Source organism: Qipengyuania marincola, assembly GCF_029688625.1.
GTDB lineage: Bacteria > Pseudomonadota > Alphaproteobacteria > Sphingomonadales > Sphingomonadaceae > Qipengyuania.
Genome location: NZ_JARULC010000001.1, coordinates 19,582 through 41,222 on the forward strand (window position 1 = coordinate 19,582; position 21,641 = coordinate 41,222).

General features: G+C 56.8%; 23 protein-coding genes and 3 pseudogenes. 10 read left to right on the forward strand and 16 right to left on the reverse strand.

What is annotated here, in order from left to right; genetic code table 11:
* Positions 1-4: 4 nt before the first annotated feature.
* From P8Q88_RS00135 to P8Q88_RS00145, 3 genes and pseudogenes are all read right to left on the reverse strand, one after another.
* Positions 5-2,098, reverse strand: a complete 2,094-nt coding sequence (locus tag P8Q88_RS00135) for a catalase (protein ID WP_278321830.1) — start codon at positions 2,096-2,098, stop codon at positions 5-7.
* A 131-nt stretch (positions 2,099-2,229) separates the two neighbouring features.
* Positions 2,230-3,379, reverse strand: a pseudogene (locus P8Q88_RS00140) (IS3 family transposase).
* Positions 3,380-3,545: 166 nt separating this feature from the next.
* Entirely contained in the window at positions 3,546-4,055 is a 510-nt protein-coding gene (locus P8Q88_RS00145) for a hypothetical protein (RefSeq protein WP_278321831.1), read from the reverse strand.
* A 116-nt stretch (positions 4,056-4,171) separates the two neighbouring features.
* Between P8Q88_RS00145 and gntA the strand changes: the two genes are divergently transcribed.
* From gntA to P8Q88_RS00170, 5 genes are read left to right on the forward strand one after another with little or no spacing between them, the layout of a single operon-like run.
* Positions 4,172-4,873: a guanitoxin biosynthesis heme-dependent pre-guanitoxin N-hydroxylase GntA gene (gene gntA / locus P8Q88_RS00150; protein ID WP_278321832.1), complete on the forward strand. Its 702-nt coding sequence runs from the start codon at positions 4,172-4,174 to the stop codon at positions 4,871-4,873.
* Positions 4,846-5,469 carry a DUF1989 domain-containing protein gene (locus P8Q88_RS00155; protein ID WP_278322744.1) on the forward strand — a complete coding sequence of 208 codons (624 nt, stop codon included), beginning with the start codon at positions 4,846-4,848 and terminating at the stop codon, positions 5,467-5,469. The genes gntA and P8Q88_RS00155 overlap by 28 nt, the downstream gene beginning before the upstream one ends.
* Positions 5,466-5,744 (forward strand): hypothetical protein, encoded by a 279-nt coding sequence (locus tag P8Q88_RS00160; protein WP_278321833.1) that lies wholly within the window; start codon positions 5,466-5,468, stop codon positions 5,742-5,744. The genes P8Q88_RS00155 and P8Q88_RS00160 overlap by 4 nt, the downstream gene beginning before the upstream one ends.
* Positions 5,741-6,232 (forward strand): hypothetical protein, encoded by a 492-nt coding sequence (locus tag P8Q88_RS00165; RefSeq protein ID WP_278321834.1) that lies wholly within the window; start codon positions 5,741-5,743, stop codon positions 6,230-6,232. The genes P8Q88_RS00160 and P8Q88_RS00165 overlap by 4 nt, the downstream gene beginning before the upstream one ends.
* Positions 6,233-6,291: 59 nt before the next feature.
* Positions 6,292-7,395, forward strand: a complete 1,104-nt coding sequence (locus tag P8Q88_RS00170) for a glycosyltransferase (RefSeq protein ID WP_278321835.1) — start codon at positions 6,292-6,294, stop codon at positions 7,393-7,395.
* On the opposite strand, the gene P8Q88_RS00175 is transcribed toward P8Q88_RS00170, so the two are convergent.
* Both P8Q88_RS00175 and P8Q88_RS00180 read right to left on the reverse strand, forming a co-directional pair.
* Positions 7,388-8,278 carry a glycosyltransferase family 2 protein gene (locus P8Q88_RS00175; protein ID WP_278321836.1) on the reverse strand — a complete coding sequence of 297 codons (891 nt, stop codon included), beginning with the start codon at positions 8,276-8,278 and terminating at the stop codon, positions 7,388-7,390. The two genes, P8Q88_RS00170 and P8Q88_RS00175, sit on opposite strands and share 8 nt — an antisense overlap.
* Entirely contained in the window at positions 8,275-10,317 is a 2,043-nt protein-coding gene (locus tag P8Q88_RS00180) for an HAD-IIB family hydrolase (protein ID WP_278321837.1), read from the reverse strand. The genes P8Q88_RS00175 and P8Q88_RS00180 overlap by 4 nt, the downstream gene beginning before the upstream one ends.
* A gap of 70 nt (positions 10,318-10,387) precedes the next feature.
* Between P8Q88_RS00180 and P8Q88_RS00185 the strand changes: the two genes are divergently transcribed.
* A complete protein-coding gene (locus P8Q88_RS00185; RefSeq protein ID WP_278321838.1) occupies positions 10,388-11,443 on the forward strand; it encodes a glycosyltransferase family 4 protein in 1,056 nt (351 codons plus the stop codon).
* Here the strand turns inward: P8Q88_RS00185 and P8Q88_RS00190 are convergent.
* Positions 11,431-12,174, reverse strand: a complete 744-nt coding sequence (locus P8Q88_RS00190) for a Crp/Fnr family transcriptional regulator (RefSeq protein ID WP_278321839.1) — start codon at positions 12,172-12,174, stop codon at positions 11,431-11,433. The genes P8Q88_RS00185 and P8Q88_RS00190 overlap by 13 nt on opposite strands.
* Between P8Q88_RS00190 and P8Q88_RS00195 the strand changes: the two genes are divergently transcribed.
* Positions 12,173-12,391 (forward strand): hypothetical protein, encoded by a 219-nt coding sequence (locus tag P8Q88_RS00195; protein ID WP_278321840.1) that lies wholly within the window; start codon positions 12,173-12,175, stop codon positions 12,389-12,391. The two genes, P8Q88_RS00190 and P8Q88_RS00195, sit on opposite strands and share 2 nt — an antisense overlap.
* Before the next feature lie 73 nt (positions 12,392-12,464).
* Here P8Q88_RS00195 and P8Q88_RS00200 read toward each other — a convergent pair whose 3' ends face one another.
* From P8Q88_RS00200 to P8Q88_RS00230, 7 genes and pseudogenes are all read right to left on the reverse strand, one after another.
* Positions 12,465-12,953 carry a cation:proton antiporter domain-containing protein gene (locus P8Q88_RS00200; RefSeq protein WP_278321842.1) on the reverse strand — a complete coding sequence of 163 codons (489 nt, stop codon included), beginning with the start codon at positions 12,951-12,953 and terminating at the stop codon, positions 12,465-12,467.
* 39 nt (positions 12,954-12,992) lie between these two features.
* Entirely contained in the window at positions 12,993-13,331 is a 339-nt protein-coding gene (locus tag P8Q88_RS00205) for a cation:proton antiporter (RefSeq protein ID WP_278321843.1), read from the reverse strand.
* A gap of 289 nt (positions 13,332-13,620) precedes the next feature.
* The gene (locus tag P8Q88_RS00210) at positions 13,621-13,986 is read right to left on the reverse strand and encodes a YidH family protein (RefSeq protein WP_278321844.1); all 366 of its coding nucleotides are present in this window, start codon (positions 13,984-13,986) and stop codon (positions 13,621-13,623) included.
* Between the two features lie 46 nt (positions 13,987-14,032).
* Positions 14,033-14,248 (reverse strand): hypothetical protein, encoded by a 216-nt coding sequence (locus tag P8Q88_RS00215; protein WP_278321845.1) that lies wholly within the window; start codon positions 14,246-14,248, stop codon positions 14,033-14,035.
* A 180-nt stretch (positions 14,249-14,428) separates the two neighbouring features.
* Positions 14,429-14,977 (reverse strand): DUF421 domain-containing protein, encoded by a 549-nt coding sequence (locus P8Q88_RS00220; RefSeq protein ID WP_278321846.1) that lies wholly within the window; start codon positions 14,975-14,977, stop codon positions 14,429-14,431.
* A gap of 225 nt (positions 14,978-15,202) precedes the next feature.
* Positions 15,203-15,637 (reverse strand): hypothetical protein, encoded by a 435-nt coding sequence (locus P8Q88_RS00225; protein ID WP_278321847.1) that lies wholly within the window; start codon positions 15,635-15,637, stop codon positions 15,203-15,205.
* 97 nt (positions 15,638-15,734) lie between these two features.
* Positions 15,735-16,910, reverse strand: a pseudogene (locus P8Q88_RS00230) (IS3 family transposase).
* 140 nt (positions 16,911-17,050) lie between these two features.
* On the opposite strand from P8Q88_RS00230, the gene P8Q88_RS00235 reads away from it, so the two are divergent.
* From P8Q88_RS00235 to P8Q88_RS00245, 3 genes are all read left to right on the forward strand, one after another.
* Positions 17,051-17,302, forward strand: coding sequence for a hypothetical protein (locus tag P8Q88_RS00235; protein ID WP_278321848.1), 252 nt, complete (start codon positions 17,051-17,053; stop codon positions 17,300-17,302).
* A 175-nt stretch (positions 17,303-17,477) separates the two neighbouring features.
* Complete coding sequence (locus P8Q88_RS00240) at positions 17,478-17,906, forward strand: response regulator (protein WP_278321849.1); 429 nt, start codon at positions 17,478-17,480, stop codon at positions 17,904-17,906.
* 29 nt (positions 17,907-17,935) lie between these two features.
* Complete coding sequence (locus P8Q88_RS00245) at positions 17,936-19,408, forward strand: sensor histidine kinase (protein WP_278321850.1); 1,473 nt, start codon at positions 17,936-17,938, stop codon at positions 19,406-19,408.
* 277 nt (positions 19,409-19,685) lie between these two features.
* On the opposite strand, the pseudogene P8Q88_RS00250 reads toward P8Q88_RS00245, so the two are convergent.
* From P8Q88_RS00250 to P8Q88_RS00260, 3 genes and pseudogenes are all read right to left on the reverse strand, one after another.
* A pseudogene (locus tag P8Q88_RS00250) lies at positions 19,686-20,279 on the reverse strand (tyrosine-type recombinase/integrase); the annotation flags it as partial.
* 239 nt (positions 20,280-20,518) lie between these two features.
* The gene (locus P8Q88_RS00255) at positions 20,519-20,746 is read right to left on the reverse strand and encodes a hypothetical protein (RefSeq protein WP_278321851.1); all 228 of its coding nucleotides are present in this window, start codon (positions 20,744-20,746) and stop codon (positions 20,519-20,521) included.
* A 23-nt stretch (positions 20,747-20,769) separates the two neighbouring features.
* Positions 20,770-21,636 carry a DUF6671 family protein gene (locus tag P8Q88_RS00260; protein ID WP_278321852.1) on the reverse strand — a complete coding sequence of 289 codons (867 nt, stop codon included), beginning with the start codon at positions 21,634-21,636 and terminating at the stop codon, positions 20,770-20,772.
* Positions 21,637-21,641 lie beyond the last annotated feature (5 nt).

The following is a 21,641-nucleotide window of genomic DNA, read 5'->3' on the forward strand; positions in this document are numbered from 1 at the left end:
GTCCTCAATCCTTCTTTACCTCTTCGCGATCCCAGAAGCGCAGCTTTGCGCAGCGACTGATGAAATCCTTGGCGGCATCGTGCGTGGCCAGTTCGACGAAGCCGTCGTCCATCCGCTTTGCCACACCGGCGCCTTCGAGCAGCGCCATCGTCTCGGGGACGTAAGCAATGAACTTGGCGTGGGCGAAGGCGTCGTTGACGAAGTCGATGCTGGGCTTGTCCTTGCCGAAATTCTCGGCGGCCTTCTCACCCATCACTAACGCCACGGCGTCGTAAACCACCGAGGGGCCGCCATCAATCTTCTGGTCGGCTTCCATCATCTCGCCGTCGGAGAGTTTCGCACCTGCCACATGCGGGGCGATGATCTCGACCATTGCACCCGCGCCCTTGGCCGCGTCCTTCAACGCTTTCACCACCGCGGCATCACCGCCTTCGGCGATATAAATGCCCAGCTTGCGGCCCTTGAAACTGTCCGGTCCGTTCTTGAGGATGGACAGCGCCGGGCTTTCGGGCAGATCGTCGATCGGCTTGCGCGCGGCGGTGATCTTTTCAGGCATTTCGGTCAGACCGATGCCGTCGGCAACCACCTTGGCAAGGCCATCGTCGATATGGCGCAGATGGCTTACCATCCGCTTGCGAATGTCCATCCGCTCGACCTTGGAAAGCTCGAACACCAGCGCATTGCCCATATGGGTCTGCTCGATCGCGGTCTGCGAGATGTAGAACTGGCGCGCCTGGCTGTAGTGATCGGCAAAGGTCTCGCTGCGCACCCGAACCTTGGGCCCGGTAACCGGCGCTTCGTAGCTGGTGAAGCCATGCTCGGCACTGGCGCGGGGGCCACGCGGTTCGCGGTTGTCGTCCATATCGCCCGACCAGCTGTTAGGTTCGTAATTCGCCCGCCCCTTGGGGTTGGTCATAGCCATGTGGCCATCCTGCTGGAAATTGTGGACCGGACACTTGGGCGCGTTGATGGGGATATGCGTGAAGTTCGGGCCACCCAGCCGCTTCAGCTGCGTGTCGAGATAGGAGAAATTGCGGCCCTGGAGCAGCGGATCCTCACTGAAGTCCATCCCGGGCACGATGTTCTGTGTGCAGAAGGCGACCTGCTCGGTTTCCGCAAAGAAATTGTCGACATTGGCATCGAGCGTGAGCGTGCCGATGATTTCAACCGGAACCTGTTCCTCGGGAATGATCTTGGTCGCGTCGAGCACGTCGAATTCGAAACTCTCGGCGAATTCCTCATCGAACACCTGAATGCCCAGATCCCACTGCGGGAAGTCGCCCGCCTCGATCGAATCCCACATATCGCGGCGATGGAAATCTGGGTCCATACCGTTGATCTTCAGCGCCTCGTTCCAGATTACTGATTGCAGACCCTGCTTGGGCTTCCAGTGGAACTTGACGAATTTCGCGTCGCCCTTCGCATTGATCAGGCGGAAGGTATGTACCCCAAAACCTTCCATGAAACGGAAGCTGCGCGGAATGGTGCGATCGGACATGATCCACATCACCATGTGCATGCTTTCCGGGCTCAGGCTGATGAAATCCCAGAAGTTGTCATGTGCGGTCTGTGCCTGGGGGAAGCCGCGATCCGGCGCGGGTTTGGCGGCGTGGATCAGGTCCGGGAACTTGATCGCATCCTGGATGAAGAACACCGGGATGTTGTTGCCGACCAGATCCCAATTGCCTTCCTTCGTATAGAACTTCGTCGCGAAGCCGCGGACATCGCGCGCCAGATCGGGTGAGCCCTTGTTTCCGGCCACGGTAGAGAAACGGGTGAAAGTAGGGGTCTTCTCATCGACATTATTGAAGATCGCGGCGTGTGAATATTCGGGAATTGCCCTCTTCAGCTCGAAAGTGCCGTGAATGCCATAGCCGCGAGCGTGGACGACGCGCTCGGGAATGCGTTCATGATCGAAGTGAAAGATCTTCTCGCGGGCGACATGGTCTTCCAGGAGTTGCGGACCGCGCGGACCGGCGCTGAGCCAGTTCTGGTTATCGGCAACCGGCGCGCCCTGCGCGGTGGTCAGGATATCATCTTCACCCTTGGGTTCTTGATGGGGGGCACCGCCCTTGGTCAGGATAAGTTCGTCCGACATGCGCATTCTCCGATCTGGTTGGAATTCGTAAAGCCAACGAAGAGCGCGGGATTCGGTTGCGAATATGAAGAATAATTAAGGATCTAAACCATTGTTAATGGATCGTGACGTGCTCCCCTGATTGTTACCATTCAGAGGTAGAGTCTCGCACCTTCATGATTGATGTTTGATGGGATGGCAACGTGTCTGGGGGCATGCCCCCAGACACGTTCGCCGGCGATCTCGGCGGGGGTCTTCTCGCCCAGTTTCGAGTGTGGCCTGACCGTGTTGTAATCGTGCCGCCATGCAGCGAGCACGAACCGGGCATGAGCCAGAGAGATGAACAGCGTCTCGTTGAGGTATTCGTCCCGGAGGCGGCCATTAAAGCTCTCCACGAAGCCGTTCTGCATCGGCTTGCCCGGCGCGATGTAGTGCCACTCGACCCGTCGTTCCTGCGACCAGCGCAGGATGGATGACGAGGTCAGTTCGGTGCCATTGTCGCTGACAACCGTGTGCGGCCTGCCGCGCATCCCGATCAGGCTGGTCAGTTCACGAGCCACCCGTGCGCCTGACAGTGATGTATCGGCCACCAGCGCCAGGCATTCCCGCGAGAAGTCATCGACAACGCACAGGATGCGGAAGCGCCGACCGCAGATCAGGCTTTCGGAGACGAAGTCGAGCGACCACCGCTGGTTCGGCCCATCCGGCAGCACCATTGGTCTGCGCGTGGCCAGTGCCCGTTTGCGACCGCCACGACGACGGACCCGGAGGCCTTCCTCACGATAGATGCGCAGCAGCTTCTTGTGGTTCGGTCGCATGCCTTCCCGCGCCAGCAGGTAGCCCAGGTGGCGATAGCCGAACCGGCGACGCTCCGCCGCCAGCTCGCGCAACCGTTGCCGCAGTGCCCCGTCATCCGGCCTCGTCGGCTCGTAACGGATCACCCTGCGGCTCACGCCAACCAGACTACACGCCCGACGCTCGCTCAGCCCGTGCTGTTCACGGGCATGGGCGACGGCTTCCCGCTTCGCGCCGGGCGTTACCATTTTTTTGATGCCAGATCCTTCAGCACAACATTGTCGAGCATCGCCTCGGCCAGCAGCTTCTTGAGCCGACTGTTCTCCTGCTCGAGCGTGCGCAGCCGCCGAGCATCGGATACCTCCAGCCCGCCGAACTTCGACTTCCATTTGTAGAACGTGGCGAGCTGACCCCGTGACGGCGGCAAACCTCCGCCGTCGCCATGCCAGCCTCCTGTTCCTTCAAAACCGCGATGATCTGCTCTTCGCTGAACCTGCTTCGTTTCATTGTCGTCCGACTCCTTTGCGTCGGACTCTACCAAAAACCGGTCACATTTCAGGGGAGCACGTCAGCTCGTACGCGGTCAGGACGAAGAGCATTTCTCCAGCACCTTTATATGTGAGGAACGTCCAGCCATCATGCCGCATTATACCGGCCGCGCGCGCCATCTTGTTCAAGAGGGCCCCCGGACTGGACACCAAAGTCTCATGAGAAACGAAAGCATGTGCCCCGCCTGCTGCGCTATTGTGATCCAGTTTTTTAACTTGGCCATTCGTTTTGCGATCAAATTAACGAAAGGTCTTCCGGTCGAAGGATATCGCTCCTCGACAATGGGAGTGTGATAGAAATAGCAATTTGGCGAAACGCCCCAAAAGTCATCGTCCCAAACACTTTCCCATGGCGCGCGGATGAAATCGGAAAAGGCGAGCTTTTTAAGATCGGAGTCAGCATGCCACGGATTTCTGTGCAGGCTTCGTAACCATTGATCTGGACTGCGTGCGATGACGAGTCCCAGCACGTCACTGGGTAAGCTGAACCACTCCGGCACCAGCCAGTGCTTGAAGCCGTATTCTTCAGTAAACGTTAGTTCGGGGAAATTGGCTTCGATTAATTTGATCAGCGCGTTGGTACCGCTGCAACGCTGACCGTAGACTTGAACTCGCCTGATCGTGAACCGCCTCATTTGTTCTTCGCATGTTCCCCTAGGCGACTACCAACTCGAGGAGATTTCGGACCGAAGAATCGTGTGATCTTTGTCATGTTGCAGAAACTTAAGCGGTACATTCGCGTAGAGCTCGCATGGATAAGCTGCGTCAACGTGAACCGGTGCCAACGGAAGTCAATGCGGAGCCACTGGTTTCGTCGCTTCGAACGCATATTGAAGACCAAAATTTTCCCTGTGTCGGCGCTAAGTCCGCGCTCAATTCCGGGCTACTTGAGGTGCGATCGGCTTGGCAGCTGACCAGCGCATGGGACGATGTTTCGATCCATGAGGATTTGCTTCGCTGGCGCGATCTCTATGAGAATGATCCAAGCGGACTTCGCAGTTTCGTGGTGGTCTTTTCCGGTCCCTTGGACCTGAACGAAGAAGCGTTCGAATCAGCGATGTGGGAGCGATTATCTTCTCTCGCAGCCAAAGATGGGTGGCGTGGGCAGCGCTATGATCCGAGCGTCAGCAGCGATCCGAGCGATCCGCATTTCTCTTTGAGCTTCGGGGGCAGGGCATATTTCGTAGTCGGAATGCACCCTAACGCCTCGCGGCCCGCGCGGCGCACGCGATATCCAACGCTCGTGTTCAATCTACACGATCAGTTCGAGCGCCTACGAGCCGAACAGCGCTATGAGAAGCTTCGCAAAGCCATTCTCCAGCGCGACGAACAACTCGCCGGGTCGATTAATCCAATGCTTGCCCGGCACGGGGAAGCGAGCGAAGCGCGTCAATATAGTGGGCGAATAGTGGGGGAAGATTGGGAATGTCCGTTCAAAGATCCGAGACAATAGAGAAAGAGCGGATCGAACCGCGTACTGGTGTAGCTTTCGAGCTCCGTGCTGGAGACGCTCTGACCGTGTTCGATCCGGAGGGATCGCAGGTGAGCGATCTCGTTGCCTTTGCAGCCGAAGATCCACGCGAATGGCTATCCAACGGACGCACCTTCGATTACGAAGAGACTATCGATCTCGGGATCGGATCGCGCTTGTGGTCGAACCGCTCGCGCATCATGCTTGGTATCGAGGACGACACGGTCGGCAAACACGATTTTCTGCTCAGCCCGTGTTCGAAGGACACCTTTTTACACTTCTACCCGGACAAACCCTCTCATCGTGGTTGCTTTGGAAACCTGGCCGCTGCGCTCGAGCCATATGGTATCGACGAAGATCATATACCGACCGCGTTCAATATCTTTATGAACGTGCCGGTATCCTCATCCGGTACGATCGAAGTGTTGCCGCCGCTCAGCAAACCAGGCGACTTCATTAGCTTTCGCGCGAATATCGACCTGATCATCGGACTGACGGCATGTTCGGCCTACGCTTCGAATGGCGGCAGCTTTAAACCGATCGATTATCGCATCGAACCAGGAAAGCCGAAGCGATGAACTTCCTCGATCTTCTCGAGTGGTATGGCGCGATTTCAGCGGTTGTCGCCGCGCTGGTCGTTGCGTCCAATATCTCCACCCGGATATCGGGCTGGGCGTTCGTACTCTTCGTTACATCTTCAGCCGCATTGATAGTATGGGCTTTTATGAGCGAAGACGCCGAGGGCATTGGATGGCAGAATATCTGCCTTCTGGCGATCAATCTGTGGGGCGTCTATCGCTACTTGATTCGCGCTGAACCTGATGCAGCATCGACTGAAAGGAAGACTGCATGAAGTCGGCCTGGATCTCCATTCTTGCTGCTGGGTTAGTTTTGGCAGTGGGTATTGGCGGCCATTATGCGAACGGGGCCATCTACTCCTCGCTTCATGCGCGCGAGATGATCGAAGCACTGAGTTCGCCGGCGCTTTATCTCGGCAGCGCAATCGCTGCGAGTTCAGCAACAACAATGGCACTAATGCTGACCCTTCTAGGGCTGGTCCGGCGGGTCGATTCCGAGTTCGACCAATCGATGTACAAGCGCGTCTATCACATCAGTTTACTCAGCGCCTTCCTACTGGGTGGCTCGGTCGTAATGCTGCTGCTGATGACTATGCCGATTGGCGAGTTCGATGAAATACCATCGGTCTGGTTCCCGAGCCTCTACAAGGTTCTCTACTGGCTGGTCGTAATTCTGAGCGCCATGCTAGTCGCTATGGTCGCGCTGCTGTTTACCGCCATCCGGACGCTTATTGTGAAGATCACGCCTCATGACGACGTCTGAACGGCATACCACTATGAGCTTTATGACCGCTGAAACTCAAAGGCTTTCCGGAATGCTTCATGACTAAACGCCCGCTCGTCTTCTTCGCGCATCACCAGGGGCGTGGCCATGCCAATCGGATTATGGCTATTGCGGCGTACATTCCTCACGACCGCCCGCTTCACATTCTCACCGCGAAGCCCGACCAATTCGACAACATGCCGCGCCATTCGAAAATCACGCAGCTGCCTGATATGATCGGGGCGCCTTCGCGTAGCAACGCGCTTCACGAAGAGCCGACACCATCAATTATGCATTGTGTGCCATTAGGCGTCGACGAGATGCGTCAGCACATGCGGATCATTGCCAATACCCTTGGCGAAGTTGATCCTGCGCTCTTCGTCATCGATGTTTCGGCCGAAATTGCCCTACTGGCGCGGATTATGAGCGTTCCGGCCATTTCGATCCGCATGCATGGCTCTCGCAATGATACGGGACATCTGGCCGCTTACGAGGCTTCGGTAGGGATGCTCGCCCCCTTCGATGAAGCGATCGAGCAGGAAGACTATCCTGCCTGGGCACGTGAGCGCACCTATTACACCGGCGGACTGTGTACGACCGACGGTCCAGTGCTTGAACGCGAACTGGCACGCGAGAGGCTTGGTCTTCCAACTGACAAATCGATCACTTTGGTAATTGCAGGTGGGGGTGGGTCGGGGACTCCCTATGCACCGCTAACGGTGGCCGCACGAGCCGAACCCAATGCACTGTGGCTCATCGCAGGGCCTTTACACAAAGAGGGGCACGAGACCGATTTCGGAAATCTACGCGAGCTTGGCTGGGTCGACAATCTGGACGAGTATCTTGCCGCAGCCGATCGCGTCGTCGCCTCGGCCGGCGACAACACCGTGCATGAGATTGCACGGTTCGCCAAACCGTTTCTCTGCATTCCTGAGTGGCGCTATTTCGATGAACAGCGCCGCAAGGCGATCGAACTCGACCGGGTCGGGGGAGCGATCTATCGCGAAACCTGGCCAGCGTCGATTCCGGAGTGGAAGGAAGCGCTTGCTGCTACAGATAATCTAGATACGGCCAATCTGGCGCAACTTCACGAGCCGGATGCAGCGCGACGAGCTGCGGAATGGTTGGAGGCGAAAGCCATGGAGTACTGGACCGCTAGCTAAAGCGAATGTCCGACCCCTGCTTGGTAGCCTCGACCTCCTGCGCGCTCGGTTCGCGACGTACCTCTATCGCATCGTCATACCGCGTGATTAGGCCGCGTCTTTCGAAATCGTCGAGCCAATAGTTCATGCACCACTTGCCCCAACGCTCGCGAAAAAGCTGCGCGTTGCGCACGATAGATTGAAAATGTTGCAGAGGGGGTTTGTGTACGGCGTGATGCTGGTGAAAGCAGAGCGTACCGCCAAGCCAAAATAATGGCGCTTCAATAGCTGCTAGCCGTTCGGCGAAATCGGTTTCTTCAGCTCCGTAGCCGACATAAGCTTCGTCCATTCCGTCCGCGTTGCGCCAGGTTTCAAAACTGAGCGCAAAAGCTAGGCCCCATAGCTCGCCGTAATCTCGGATTGGTATGGTTGCCGAGTCGAAAACTTCGGGCTTGGCGGGATGTCTCACCGCTTCTTGCACCAACCGAGAATAGTCAGGTTTGGGATCGTAAGCTCTGAACCAACCATTTTTGCAGGCGGGAAGATATCTTACTTCCGGTAGATAGACCCCCGACCAATCCTCTTCGAATGCTTCATCCACGCGGCGAACAAATTCCGGATCGGGAATGCAATCGACATCGAGAAATGCGAGGATATCTCCGCTAGCCGCCTTGGCTGCCTCGTTTCGTGCCTTGGCTAGGGGTAGCGGATCGCCCGGCACATGAACGCATCGTATCGGACAAACTGCCTTTTCCGGAAGTGAAGGGGGCTCGTCCTGCATATAGGCGACGACGATCTCGTCGGGTTGGCGAGTTTGCGAGGCCAACCCTGCAAGCAGATGGTCGAAATGATCCTGGCGTCCGCGAATGAGCGTCAGGATCGATAAAGACCGGTAATTGCTCACCAGCTGCCTGCCGCTTGGTAGTGCCGCACGCCTTCGAGAACCCCGGCGGCATGCGTTTTCGACGCGACGAACGCATGGGACAGAGCGGGATCTTCGCCCAGGCCGTCCGACCAGTTTCCAACGATCACCGGATGAGGACAGGCAACGAGCATCGAACGATCGTTACCGCTATCACCGGCCACAACAACTCTTGACTGGGTCAGCCCCAATCGGGCTGCAGCGTGGACAACGGCCGCTTGCTTTCCCCCGCCACGCGGAAGGATATCCAGATACCGACCATGGCTGGCAATGATTTCGACCGCCAAACCTTCTTTATCAAAGGCAGCGCGAATTTCATCTGTTGAAAGCTCGCCCGTGAAGAAACTGGCTTTGCCGACTTTCTGCTCGAGCAAAGCCTGCGACCGCAAGTTTAGTCTTGTCGCAACATCGTGCACCCGTTCGTGGTCCCAGTCGCGCGCGAGTCCGGCCTTCCAGGCTTCATCTTCAACAAAACAGCGACGCTCCCGATCGTACCAGTGCATTGCCGTACCGACTCCGCTGATGATGACATCGGGGTTGGGAACCCCTTCCGCGGCAAGAATAGCTTGAGCGCTGTGGAAGCTGCGGCCGGTTGCAATGCCCAGCGCAATATTCTCGCTGTTCTCGGTCTGCCACCGAAGAAATTCGCGCAAAGCCTCCCGGTCGCCCAGCAGTGTATTGTCAATGTCGCAGACCAAAAGCCGGCCCCATGAGGGTGCATTTTGCGGGGGCGAAACCAGATCGTTTAGCAATCGGTGATAGATGCGGCAATGCGCTTGCCAATCATATGCACTCGCTGCGTCACCGCCGGCAGAGGCATAGCGGATCCAGCTTCTACGATCTGTGATGATCGAAAAGCACGCGTCTGCAATCGCGCTGCGATCGGTCGGCCGAACCAATACGCCATTTTCACAGCGCTCAATGATATCATTGGGACCCCCACTATCGGTTGCCACCACCGGAAGGTACGAAGCGGCTGCTTCGAGCAAAGTCAGCCCAAAGGGTTCGTTCAACGCCGGATTGACGAACACCCCGCCGCTTTCTCTCGCGAGCGCGTAATAAGCCGGTATGTCGCTTGGTTCATGGCTCTTTGGATAAGCCACATGACCGTAAAGGTCGTGGGTTTCGACCGCGGCGATAAGCTCTTCGATCACCTCGCGGCATTCCTGTTCGAGTTCCGATAGCTGTGACCGGCACCCGGCAACAATAACTAAGTTTGCGCGTTCGCGCAGTTCTGAGTGTGCAGCATAAGCTTCAACGAGCGCGACCAGGTTCTTCTTACGTACAGGCCGCGCGATCGCGAGGATGATGGGTTTCTCAAGATCGCATAGAAATCTTGCAACATCGCTGCGGACCTTGTCGCTCACAGGCGCATTCTTGAACCGTTCCAAGTCGCAGCCAGGCGGGATGACGCGAATGCGGCCGCTTTCTATCTTCGAGTAGTGGGCGTACTGGGCTTCCGCTTCGTCCCGCGAGCTCGAAATGACGCCGCTCGCCTTTTCAAGCACTCTCTCTTCGATTTCGATGCGCCGCTCGAGTTCGGCACTTGTCGTGCCATTGGCCTGACGCTTTACCGCTCCCAAGGAATGGGCGGTAAAAACATAGGGGATGCCCAGTTCCTCAAACGCTGCCCGCGCCAGAACACCAGCATCGGCATAGTGTGCATGAATGATGTCGGGTAGCTTCGGACAGCTTTTCAGATAGTCGAGAAAGGCCTTGCACAGCGCCTCGTGCTGTTCGTGCAATTCCTCTTTTGTCAGGTAGCCTTCGTTGCCATCGGCAAGCCGCACAAGCCGAATGTCGCCGCGCATCTCGCCCGTTCCGGGGGCAAACTCATCTGAAAGTGCGGGATCTTCAAACCCACGCGTGACGATATCGATCCGATCAATCTCCGGGTCCAGTGCGCTCGTCTCAGCAAGCTCAAGCAGATATTTGATATGCCCGCCTGTATCAGCGGTAATGCCATAAGGAACATCGGTAAGGGTTAGGCATCCCTGCAACGCGATATGGCAAACAAACATCCAGAACCACCTTTCACAGGGGGTCTAACTGGCGTAACCCCATCCTCGTTTCTAATGAATCGAGTAATAAATGTTACATCGCCTAAAGATCGCGCATATCGCGCCGGTCATATATCCGGTCCCACCTAAACAATATGGAGGAACCGAAAGGGTCATCGCCGATCTGGTGCGTGAGCAGACACGCGATCATGATGTAACCGTGTTCGGACCCGCCGATTGCAAGATTGAGCGCGCGCAGTTGACCGGCGACTATTCCTCGGTATCCGCATACAAAGAAAACGTAGCCCAGGCACCGCCGGGGTTACCGGCTGAACTGGAAGCGCAGCAGCTGTGCGATCTCGTGCGCTACGCGCGCGACTTCGATATTCTTCACCTGCATGGAAGCGCTCATGCGAGTGGAGTTTGCGCTGCTTTCGATGTTCCGGCGGTGCGCACTATCCATTGGCGTGCGGACGAACCAGATCATGTCGAACACTTCCGCGCTTTTCCCAGGGAGAAGATCATCGCCATCTCGCACGACCAGTCCCGCGCGGTGCCGCACTCCTCGCTCGCCGGCATTGTCCATCATGGGCTGCCGAAGGATCGTTATACGCGAGGCGAAGGCTCAGGTCGCTATCTCGCCTTTCTAGGCCGCATGACCGACCAGAAGCGTCCAGATCGAGCCATTCAGGTCGCGCACAATTCCGCGCTCCCGCTAAAGCTCGCCGGGCCGATCGATCCGGGCAACCCAGACTATTTCGCCCAAAAAGTCGCTCCGCATCTTGGCAAAACCGTTGAGCACATTGGCAGCGTAGATGACGCACAAAAGCAATCCCTCTTAGGCGATGCAATGGCGTTTATCTTCCCAATCGACTGGCCCGAGCCATTTGGCCTGGTGATGATCGAAGCGATGGCCTGCGGGACGCCGGTTATTGCATGGAACCGAGGCAGCGCTAACGAAATCGTCGAAGATGGTCTTACCGGGTATGTCGTGAACTCGATCGAAGAAGCGGAGCGCGCGATCGAAAAGGTTCAGGAGCTCGACAGGCAGCAAATCCGCGGGCGGTTTGAGGAGCGCTTCTCCTCAACGCGAATGGCGCGTGAAACCATCGATATTTATCGAGACGTACTCGCTCAGCGATCATAGAGGCCATCAAGAGCAAGATCACCTTTACCATAGAGATAATCGGGCGAGAATTGTGCCAACTTGCACAAGCCAACTTCATCGAGAATTTCTATTTCGCCGTCACCTTGTGCGATGAGCAGACCGCGCTCGCGCAGCGTACGAAAGCTGCGATTGGCATGCACTGTGGTAATGCCGCACGCTTCGGCGAAATCGCGTTGTAGCAAGGGTATCGGGAAATTCTGCCCGTCATAGCGCCCGACTAGCCTCAATCGCTCGATTAGCTCGCAGACGAGATGCGCAATGCGTCCCTCCGCGTTAAGCCGACCAAGCCGGAATATCCATGTTCGATGCATGGCAGCATCGAGCATGGTGGAAAACCACATAACTCGCCCAAGATGTGGATACTGATCCACTAGCTCTGCGATTGCTTTATGCGGCACCTGCGCCACTTTCACAGCGTCCAGTGTCCCGACCGAATGGTCCAGACGCTTCATGGCAAAGCCATGCGGATCGACGAAATCTCCAACGATATTAACCCCGACCAGTTGTCGCTCGCCCTTCTGGTCGTCCAAATGTCGAAGCATGGATCCTTCGACGATGAAGTAGGAGTTTTCGATCCGCTCTCCGCGCTCTACAAGTGTCTTTCGCGGTTCCAAATCGACGGTGCGCGCGACCGCATTATCCAAGGCACGTTTTTCTTCGTCGCTTAAGTCGTGCCGCAGACGACCCTTCAAAAATAAATCGGTAAGCATGGCGATCCTTTCGCAGCGGACCAAATTGCGTCAGTTCGCGTTTTGGGATCGCTATGTCATTGTTCAGCCGTTGATATGGCTGGTTCGCAAGTTGCAGCTTCTCATGCTGGTGTTTGTCGATTCTAGCAAGGGTCACGATTTGAGCGGCCGACCCAAGAACTATCGATGCGCGGTGTTTGTGGCTTTGGAAACCACCGCCCCTGTAGTGAAGCCATGAACGAGCGTGGAAAGAAGGATCGTGAAACCGACCGTTGCCCACAATTCGCCTTCATCGACAAGATCGAGCTGTCCTACAGCATAAACGAGATAATAGATCGAGCCCAGCCCGCGCAACCATAAAAGGAGATGATCGCTCGTTGCCGAAGAGATAGATCGCTGCCGAACAGCGATACCATTCCCGTCGCTGGCCGAATGAGAAAGATGAGCGCGCAGCCGAGCAGCGCATGAGGCCAATCGAGGTAGGGCCATAGCACCGGCAAAGCACCGCCGAGCAGGACCAATAGGATTGCTGTCAACGCATGCTCGAGTGCTTCGGAAAAGCTATGTAGGCGCGTGTGATAATCATGATCTGATTCCCCGCGCCGCAAAATAAGTCCCATCGCAAACGCTGCAATGAGCCCATATCCTTCAATCAATTCGGTCGCGCCGTAGGTCAGAAGAACAGCGGCAAACGCAATCACGCCTGAGGACGTTGTTGCAAGCGGATTGTTGCGGGGGAGGGCGAACAATACCTTGCCCAGAAGCCATCCAGCGACAAATCCAGCGAGAGTGCCGATCACTATCTTGTAATTGACGTACAGCCCGAACCATTTCCATAGCTACTCTTCGGCTGTGCCTGTTGCGGCAACAAGGAAAATGCCGAGATAGACGAATGGGAACGCCAGTCCATCATTCAGGCCCGCTTCGGTCTTTAGCGCAAAGCGTACTGGATGTTCGCCACCCTCGAGCGGCGGACCCACCTGAACATCGGCAGCGAGCACGGGATCGGTTGGCACCAGGACCGCTGCGAGCAACACTGCACCAGCTAGTGTCATACCGATCAGCATTCCATCAAGGGCCACTGCCAGAATGCACAAAGTCATCGCTATCAACAGCAGCCTGATTGCGCGACCATTTAGCAAAATCGGCAATGCGATCGAGCCGAAGGCCCGTTCCAAACAGCGCTATGATAACAGCAAGTTCGGACGCAAATTCCAAAAAACGGGCTGATCAAGCGGGCTGAAGGCCTCCGGTACGCCTGGCAAAAGACCGAAGACCGCCAGTCTACCGAGGATCAACAGTCCGGAAGCTGCTGGTTCGCGACCTGAGAAACATCGTGGAAGCCAATAAGCAAAAACGATCGCCAATCCGCATCCTGCGAGCAGGATGTGGTAAGGTGCAAAAGCGAAGAAGGGTTCGTCCACGACTATGAGCGTATGAACCGAAATGCGACGATGCGGAACACCGTCACATCAAGAACCAGATCGCGATGAGCAGCAAAACGGCTGCGAGGGACATCAGGCTAGCGATAAGCTTCATATTGAACTGCTTGATCGGCTCGATCTCGTGCGGATCCATACGTTCGATCACGCTGCACGCCTTGTTTTCGGCAAGGTAGAAAATTGTAATGCCGACGACAATAAAGACGCTGGCAATCGCGCGTGCCACCCATGCCGGTTCGATCTTCGTGAAGACCGCATTGAAGGCCAAGCCAATACCGACCGCAGCCATGCCGGTGCGCATCCATCCTGCAAAGGTGCGTTCATTCGCAAGGATCGTCCGGTCTTCGGCTAAGTCGGTGCGCTGTTCGCTGAGATCTTCACCCGACGCCAATGGATTGCTCCGCAAGAACGTTGATCGCCTGCTGCTTGGAACTCATTCAATACTTCGCTGGCGGATCGCTCGCCGGAAAACTCTCGTCCAGAGCCTGGTCGGTTTCGTCCCAATTTTCCTTAGTCTCATCGCGGGTTGCTTCTGGACCGGCGTTGCGTACACCATCGTCGGGTTCCCCTTTAGCGTAGGCTGGCGCGCTTCGTTTCTTCGAGAATTGACGATATCCGATATACCCCAATGCGCCCAAGGCGGCGAGTCTCATCAGCATGTCGATTTCCTTTCGCGAACGTTCTGAGAACGCGAAGATAGCTATCCAGTTTCTTTGGAGTAACATTTATCAATCAGCATGTTCGCCTCGGTCGCTGAATACGTCGGAGACGAAAGTCTGGCTCCGAAGTAGGGCCATTGTCATTATGGGTGCTTCTCGCAATAGTAGAACTAGCTATCCGTCTGCCTGCGGACGGCCACCGACATTGGCAAGAATTTGCGGTTCTTCGGGCCGCTCGTCATTATCGGCGATAACGCTGAAACTGGCATCGGTTTCCAGAATGACCCACTTAGCCTGGCCGATCTCGTGCAAACCGTTTTCGCGCAATGCGCCCATGATTTCCGCGTCACTGATGCGTTCCTTACGCATGTTGTCGCGCAGATAATCGCCGTTATCAACCAAGAGGGTTGGCCTCGCCTTAATAAGGTTGGCGACCATATCGCTTCTCAGCACGATGCTCGTCATCAGCCATTGGAGGAGCATGAGCCATGAGGCTGCCACCAAAGCGTCTGCGACCGAGACGTTTTCGAGAAGTATGCCAGATGTAACCAGGCCGCCCAGAGCCACAGTTATAATCCAGTCGAAATTGTTCATCTGCGAAGTGGTGCGTTTCCCCGAAATTCGTACGAGAATGATGATCGCCAGATAAATCACCGTTGCCGAAAGCAGAATATCTTCCAGGCGGTTCACACTGTTGAACCACGTGTTGATGTCTCCGGTCATGGCCGTAGCTCCTTCTGATTGGGTTTCTGCATCTATTGCGCAATTGCTCTAGCGTTCGTCGACTGACACCGAGTTGATAAATGTTGGTCCGAAAGTTCGGAGCCGGACCCGGCGGCATCCCATCGTTTGATCGTGGCATTTCGCAGCAATGGAAGATGAAGGTGGACGAAATACCAGTGAAGAAGAAGACGACCATGGTGGCCATGGATATTGCTGGCATTGGTGTTACTGGCCGCACTCTTGTTTTGGTTGGCGACAGCTGCCGACGATGACGATGCGGTAGTCGATACCACTGCCGAGCTTTCCAATGCTTCCCATCGAGCAACGGTCGTAAACGATGACCTTCCTACCGCGACGGTTGCTAAAGCGAATTATGCGCTTGGCGACGTAGTCGAGAACCCGACAGAATTTATCGGACGAGACGATTTTAGCGGCGAGGTGAGCATGCCCTCGGTTCCGACCGATCGCGGTTTTTGGATCGAAGCGGACGGGGCGCGGCTTTTCGCTGTGCTTATCGATCGCCTTCGCGAAGTGCCGGTTGATATTAATGTCGGTCAAGAGCTTCGCGTTGCGAAAGACATGCTGCGCGATGCGACGTTCATCGCTGACATTCCAGGTTAAGAGCTCGAAGTCGACACATTGGCGAGCCTTGAGGATCAAGATGTCTATCTTGTGGTCCAGGAAGACGACATCGAAATCACCGGTCGCAGGGCGTTTGAAGGTAAGTGACGTGACCCCAGCTTTCCCCCAGCTGGGATTAGAGCCGGGCGGTTGTTTTGCGCATAAGCGCGGTTGAAGCAATGGGCTGCGTAGCGGAGCCCGTAGGGCGTAGCGAAGCAGGCCATTGCTTATCCCGTTCAGCGGCGAACGCCGCCGGTGTTGCATAACCGAGAGACGAGTATGGTCGCTCCCGATTGTAGTCTTCGACCCAGGCCGCGATCTCGACACGGGCATGGGCAATGCTCAAAATTGGAAGCGCAGCTGGCCGAAGGCCTACCTCTCGACATAGCCATTCTGCATCGGCCTTCCGGGCGCGGTGTAATGCCACTCCACGCCGACCTAGCCGCATCATGCCAGCACAGCGTTGCTGGTGAGCTCGGTGCCATTGTCGCTGACGATCATGCCTGGCTTGCCGCGCTGTTCGATCAGTGCGGTCAGCTCGCGAACGACACGGCGACCAGAGATCGAGGTGTCCGGCACCGCTGCCAGGCACTCCCGGGTCACGTCATCGACCACGTTGAGCACCCGGAACCGTCTTCCCGAAGCCATCTGGTCGTGAACAAAGTCCAGGCTCCAGCGCTGGTTCGGCAGCGCCAGAACCGGAGCAGGTGCCCTTGTGCCGACAGCACGCCTGCGGCTTAGTCGTCGCCTCACTGCCAGCCCTTCTTCCTTGTAGAGCCTCTGGGTCTTCTTCCGGTTGATCATCTTCCCCTCCCGGCGCAGCAGGATATGCAGACGGCGATAGCCGAACCGGCGACGCTCATTGGCCAGCTCGCGCAGCTTCTCGCGAAGCTCGGCATCATCGTCTCGGGTGGAGCGGTAACGCACGCTCTTGCGATCAGCATCGATAACACGGCACGCCCGCCGCTCGCTCATCCCATGGCACACCTGGAGATGAGCAACAGCTTCCCGCTGCGCGGCGGGCGTCAGAACTTTTTTGCCAGAAGATCGTTGGCTTCGCCGCCCTTCGGGTCAGAGAAGCCTTGTCCAGCATCGCATCGGCCAGCAGCCGCTTGAGCTTGGCGTTCTCGCTCTCGAGCTCCTTCAGTCGGCGGGCATCGGACACTTCCATCCCGCCATACTCCGACTTCCAGTTGTAGATCGTCGCTTCAGATACACCGTGCCGACGGGCGAGGTCCGCGGTCTTCGCACCCGCCTCTGCCTCCTTGAGCACGCCGATGATCTGCTCTTCGGTGAACCTCGTACGCTTCATCGTCTGTCCTTCCTTCAAGGCCAGACTCTAATCGCTCGTGGAGGAAAATCAGGGGGTCACGTCACCCCCGGCGAGATTGGCTTGTACGGCCTGCTAAGACTCAATTTGTAACTTCATATTATCAGCCTATTTATAACCAGATGAACCTTTATCTCCTGTTCTTTGATCCGGATTATGGTCCAAAGGACCTCGACTTGTGTGGTGACGGCATCAGATTGCGTGACGGACTCTATCTCATCCAGAGCGAACTGACCCGCTCAAAACTGTATCATCGGATTAAATGGCAACTGAAGGATGGCGCGGCACTTCTGGTCGCCCCGTTGGCGGATGACCCCAAGTTCAAAGGAATGGAAGCTGGGTCGCTGAAATGGCTTAGGGACATCGAAAGTTAAAACCTTCCTGCGCTTACTTCACATTTTGCGGCGAGCTGCGTGGCGGTCTGAGCCCGTGAGACCTGAAGAAATTATCGGAGTTGGAGCGCCACGACTTCATCCGCCAAAGACACCGATCGCATGACGTTCTTGAACTGCAAGGAAACAAATTTTCTGACGATCAGTATGCTGGCATATGTCAGACAACGTACATCATTTCACCTCGCTAGGCGCGCTGATTGTCGAAGACGAACCGTTCATCGCTATGGACCTCGAACATGGTCTGGAAGAAGTTGGATTTAAGACCTCAGTGTATGCGTCGTGCGAGGATGCTCACCGTGTGGTGAGACAGACTGTCTTCGAAGCCGCAGTACTCGATGTGAACTTATCTCGGGAGGAGACGAGTATCCCCATCGCCGAAAGACTCATCGAACTTCGTATTCCGTTCGTCTTTCACACCGGTGACGTCGAAGGGAACGCGGAGCTGCTTGCCCGGTTCAACGCGCCGATTATCCCCAAACCCATGCCCTCCAGCGTAGTTGCCCATACGCTTAAGTGCCTGGTGGAGGGCGTGCCGACAGATGAATTTTTCGAGGCGATCCAAAGCGACAGAAATTTGTCGTGAACTAACGTCTTAGGCGCTAGAGGTTATTGATGCCGCCCGTGCCAACCTCCCTCATCAACAGCGTTTGCCAGACGGTTTGCGCCAGTCCATCGCCCATGCTGCTATTTGCAGCGGACGATGCGCTGACCCTTCTCTATGCGAACGAAGCCCATGTCCGTATGACCGGCAGGGGTGTTACGGAAATTGTCGGTAAACCCATGTTCGAGGCTTTCGCGCCGAATCCTGAAAGCGAGGCAGCCAGCGCTGAGGAAGCGATCCGCGGCATCGTCAATGACATCCTTGAGAGCGGCGCGCCATCTCCTGATCTCGAATTACAGCACGATCTCCCCACCGAAGACGGTGTATTCGAGCAGCGTTTCTGGTCAGTTATTCACTGGCCGGTTCATCACGACGGCAAGATCGCTGCGATCCTACAGCGATCGCAGGATGTCACGGAAGAAGTGCGCGCCCGCAAGCTGGTTGCGGCCGAGAAGCGAGCTGCCGAGCAAAGCGCGGGCATCAGCTTTTTCTCTTACGATCCCGAGACCGACCTGTTCGAACGCAGTCCAGGCATAGACGCGATGTTCGGCTTCGCACATGGCGAGGCTGGAGAACATGCCAACCCTTTCTTCGAGCGGGTCTCTCCTGAAGATCTTCCTGCGGTGCATAAAGAGGTCGCCCGAGCGATGGCCGGCGGTGCCGGAACGCCTGCAGCGTTCGATTACCGGGTCTTGGTTCCGGGCGAACAGAAAGCGCGCCATATACGTGTCCGTGCCGGTATCGAGCGCGATCCGGACGATGCAAAGCTGAAACTGTTCGGTGCTTTTGTGGAGATGAGCGACATAGAGCACGCGCGGGCGGAACTTGCCGAGTTGTCCAAGCGCAATGCCGCGCTCGTTGTCGAAAGCAATCACCGGATAAAGAACTCACTCGCCATTGCCTCGGCAATGTTGGCCCAGCAACTGCGCGCAAGCGATGATCCCAGCGTGCAGGAAGCCCTGCGCCTTGCAGCAACACGCATTGCAGCCATCGCAGATGTGCACGGCGAGCTGTTTAAAGACGCCGGTGTCGAACAGGTCGCTGCGGGCAGTTTGATCGAGCAGTTCGCGCGCAGCTTCTCGCGTACAATCGATGGGAATGCGGACCAGTGCAGGATCGCTATACGATGTGACGAGGTAATCCTGCCCTCACACTATGCGGTTACTATCGCCTTGGCTCTCAACGAGCTGCTCACCAACGCGGTAAAATACGGCATGAGCGTTGACAACAAATGTCAGATTAAGGTCGCGCTGATCCGTTCCGTCGACACGGTAACGCTGCGCGTTTCAAATCAGATAGCGTCGCAACGCATCGGTACCGTTGCATCGCAAGGAGTGGGGACCCGGCTCATAACCGCTTTCGCGCGGCAGCTTGAAGGATCGATCGATACCGGAGTGCAGGGCGATACGTTCGAGGCTCAGTTCAAGTTTCCGATACCGGATGCGGGAGATCGGCGAGACGGATCAACTGAGGAAACGTCCTAATATTTGGCTTCGGGCTTCTTTTTGATCAGGCCGCCCGAACCACATAGCTCTCTCAAACCTCACAGTGCTAATCGCTTTGGCCGAGATTCTATCAGCAACTTGCGAGCTATCGGTCCCCGATTCCAACTCATGACGTGCTGTCGTAGAAATGTCCGTTTCTCAAATCCCCGCTCCAGAAACAGACTGTCGCAAACCCACCACAATGTTGACCTACAGGATCGTGCTGCCCGCGACTCGAAAGCGGTCGACCGGTCTGGCCGATCGACCGCAGATGGGATCAGATTTCGGTCTTCTCCGCCAGCAGCAGAGCGTCTTCGACGTCGACACCGAGATATCGCACCGTGTTCTCAATCTTGGTGTGACCGAGCAAAATTTGGATAGCTCGGATATCACCGGTTGCGCGGTAGATCATGGCCGCCTTCGTCCGCCGAAGCGAGTGCGTCCCGTATTCTGATTTGCGCAGTCCAATGGCAGTCACTCATTCATCGACAAGGCGCGCATACTGCCTCGTGCTCATATGGCCTGCTGGATCGACGCGGCTTTGGAACAGGTAGTCGCTAATCGAGCCGCCTCGGCGTTCCAGCCACGCTAGCAAGGTAGCTCGAACATCGGCGGTGAGCTCGAACTGCACCGGCCGGTTGGTCTTCTGCTGGATGACCGCTCGATTGCGGATATCAGCGCCCGCAACAACGTCACCGATCTTGATCTTCATCAGATCGCAACCGCGTAGCTTGCTGTCGATGGCAAGATCGAAGAGCGCCTTGTCTCTCAGACGTCCTTCGCGATCGAGATGAAACCGGATCGCCCAAATCTGCTTTTGCGTCAGTGGTCGCTTCGTCCCGACATTCTTGCCAGCGTTCCATGCCGGACGATGCCGCGTGGCTGTATCATACCGTGAGCATCCCGTTGCTTGTCTCCTCGGCCCCTATGGCCGAAGAGGTAACGCTCGGGACGTCGCTGCGTGGGCCGAAAAGGGACAGTCCGCTTTTAGCTCGCGGAGGCTTCAAAGTCGTCCGGCCACAGACCCATCCGCAGTAATAATGCCTATGCCAAAGCCTCAATGTTCATACCAAGGAGATCGCGGCCGGGAGTAAAGCGCAGCAGCTCATGTCATTGCGCACCGGGCTTGCCTATTTCTCGCTGGATGTGAATCTTGGACCGAGGACCCAATAAGTTCTGAAGCAGCTCAAGGTCGTTTAGCACTTCGACCGGGTCACGCTCACGGGCCGAGCGCAGCGACTGCTTGAGCCAGTCGCTCATTCCCGGATGTGCCAGCACCCAGTCGATCCGGTCTTCCGCCGCTTGCAGGGATGCTTCCATTAGGCGCTTGGTTTCCATTCTCTTCTCCGTGGAAAAACGCATCAGGGGTTGCAGGCCGGGCATTGGCCGGGATCGGCGGTCGCGGCCTCGACCGCTTCCTCGATCCGATGACCGCACCCTGCACAGACCGACACCTCCGCTCGCAACGCGAGTGTCGGCTCTCCGCAACATGCACAAGGCAGGCCGGTGAGCCGTTCGGTGACGGTGAAACCCGGCCGAGCACATTCAGGGCACGGGCTGGGATAGATACGGACGAGATCGATCATCGCCCGCTTGATTGCGCGCATCCGAGTGGGGTTGCGGTACGCGCGCATGTCCGTTTCGATATGCGCGACGCCCCCAAGCACCAGCGCCTCATCCACGCTCTCGCTCAATTCCGCCATGGTCCGCACTACCTTGCAAAGATATGTCTCGGGCGAAGGCTTGCCGTCACGCATGCCGATGACGATCACGCCGTGGGCAGGGAAGCCAATCCGCTCCGCAAAGCGGGTTGCGGCCGGGGTCGTTTCCATCACCTCATGCGCGAAATTGGTCGAGAGATCGGCATGATGACCAATCAGTTCGAGGTCAGTCTCGCGGTCGCGCATCACGACGATCTCGCGATTCAGCGGCATGAAGGGGATCGAAGGATGCGGCACGAAGCTCCCCTCGCTGGCAATGGCGACCTTAGCCCCCGGCTCGTGATCGAAGGCGGCGGCGATCTTGGCGCGTGCTGCGTCGAGCTGGCTGCCTGATCGCGCGATTTCCCGGCTAAAGGTACCGAATTGATCGGTGTCGAACCGGTCCGGCAGGACCATATCGAGCCCGAGCCCGCCTTCGAGCAGCGGACGGATCACCTGTTCTTTGCCGTGCATGGACGCCAGGACGGCACACTTGCCTGCAACGGAAAATGCGGGTGTCGTCTCCATCAAGG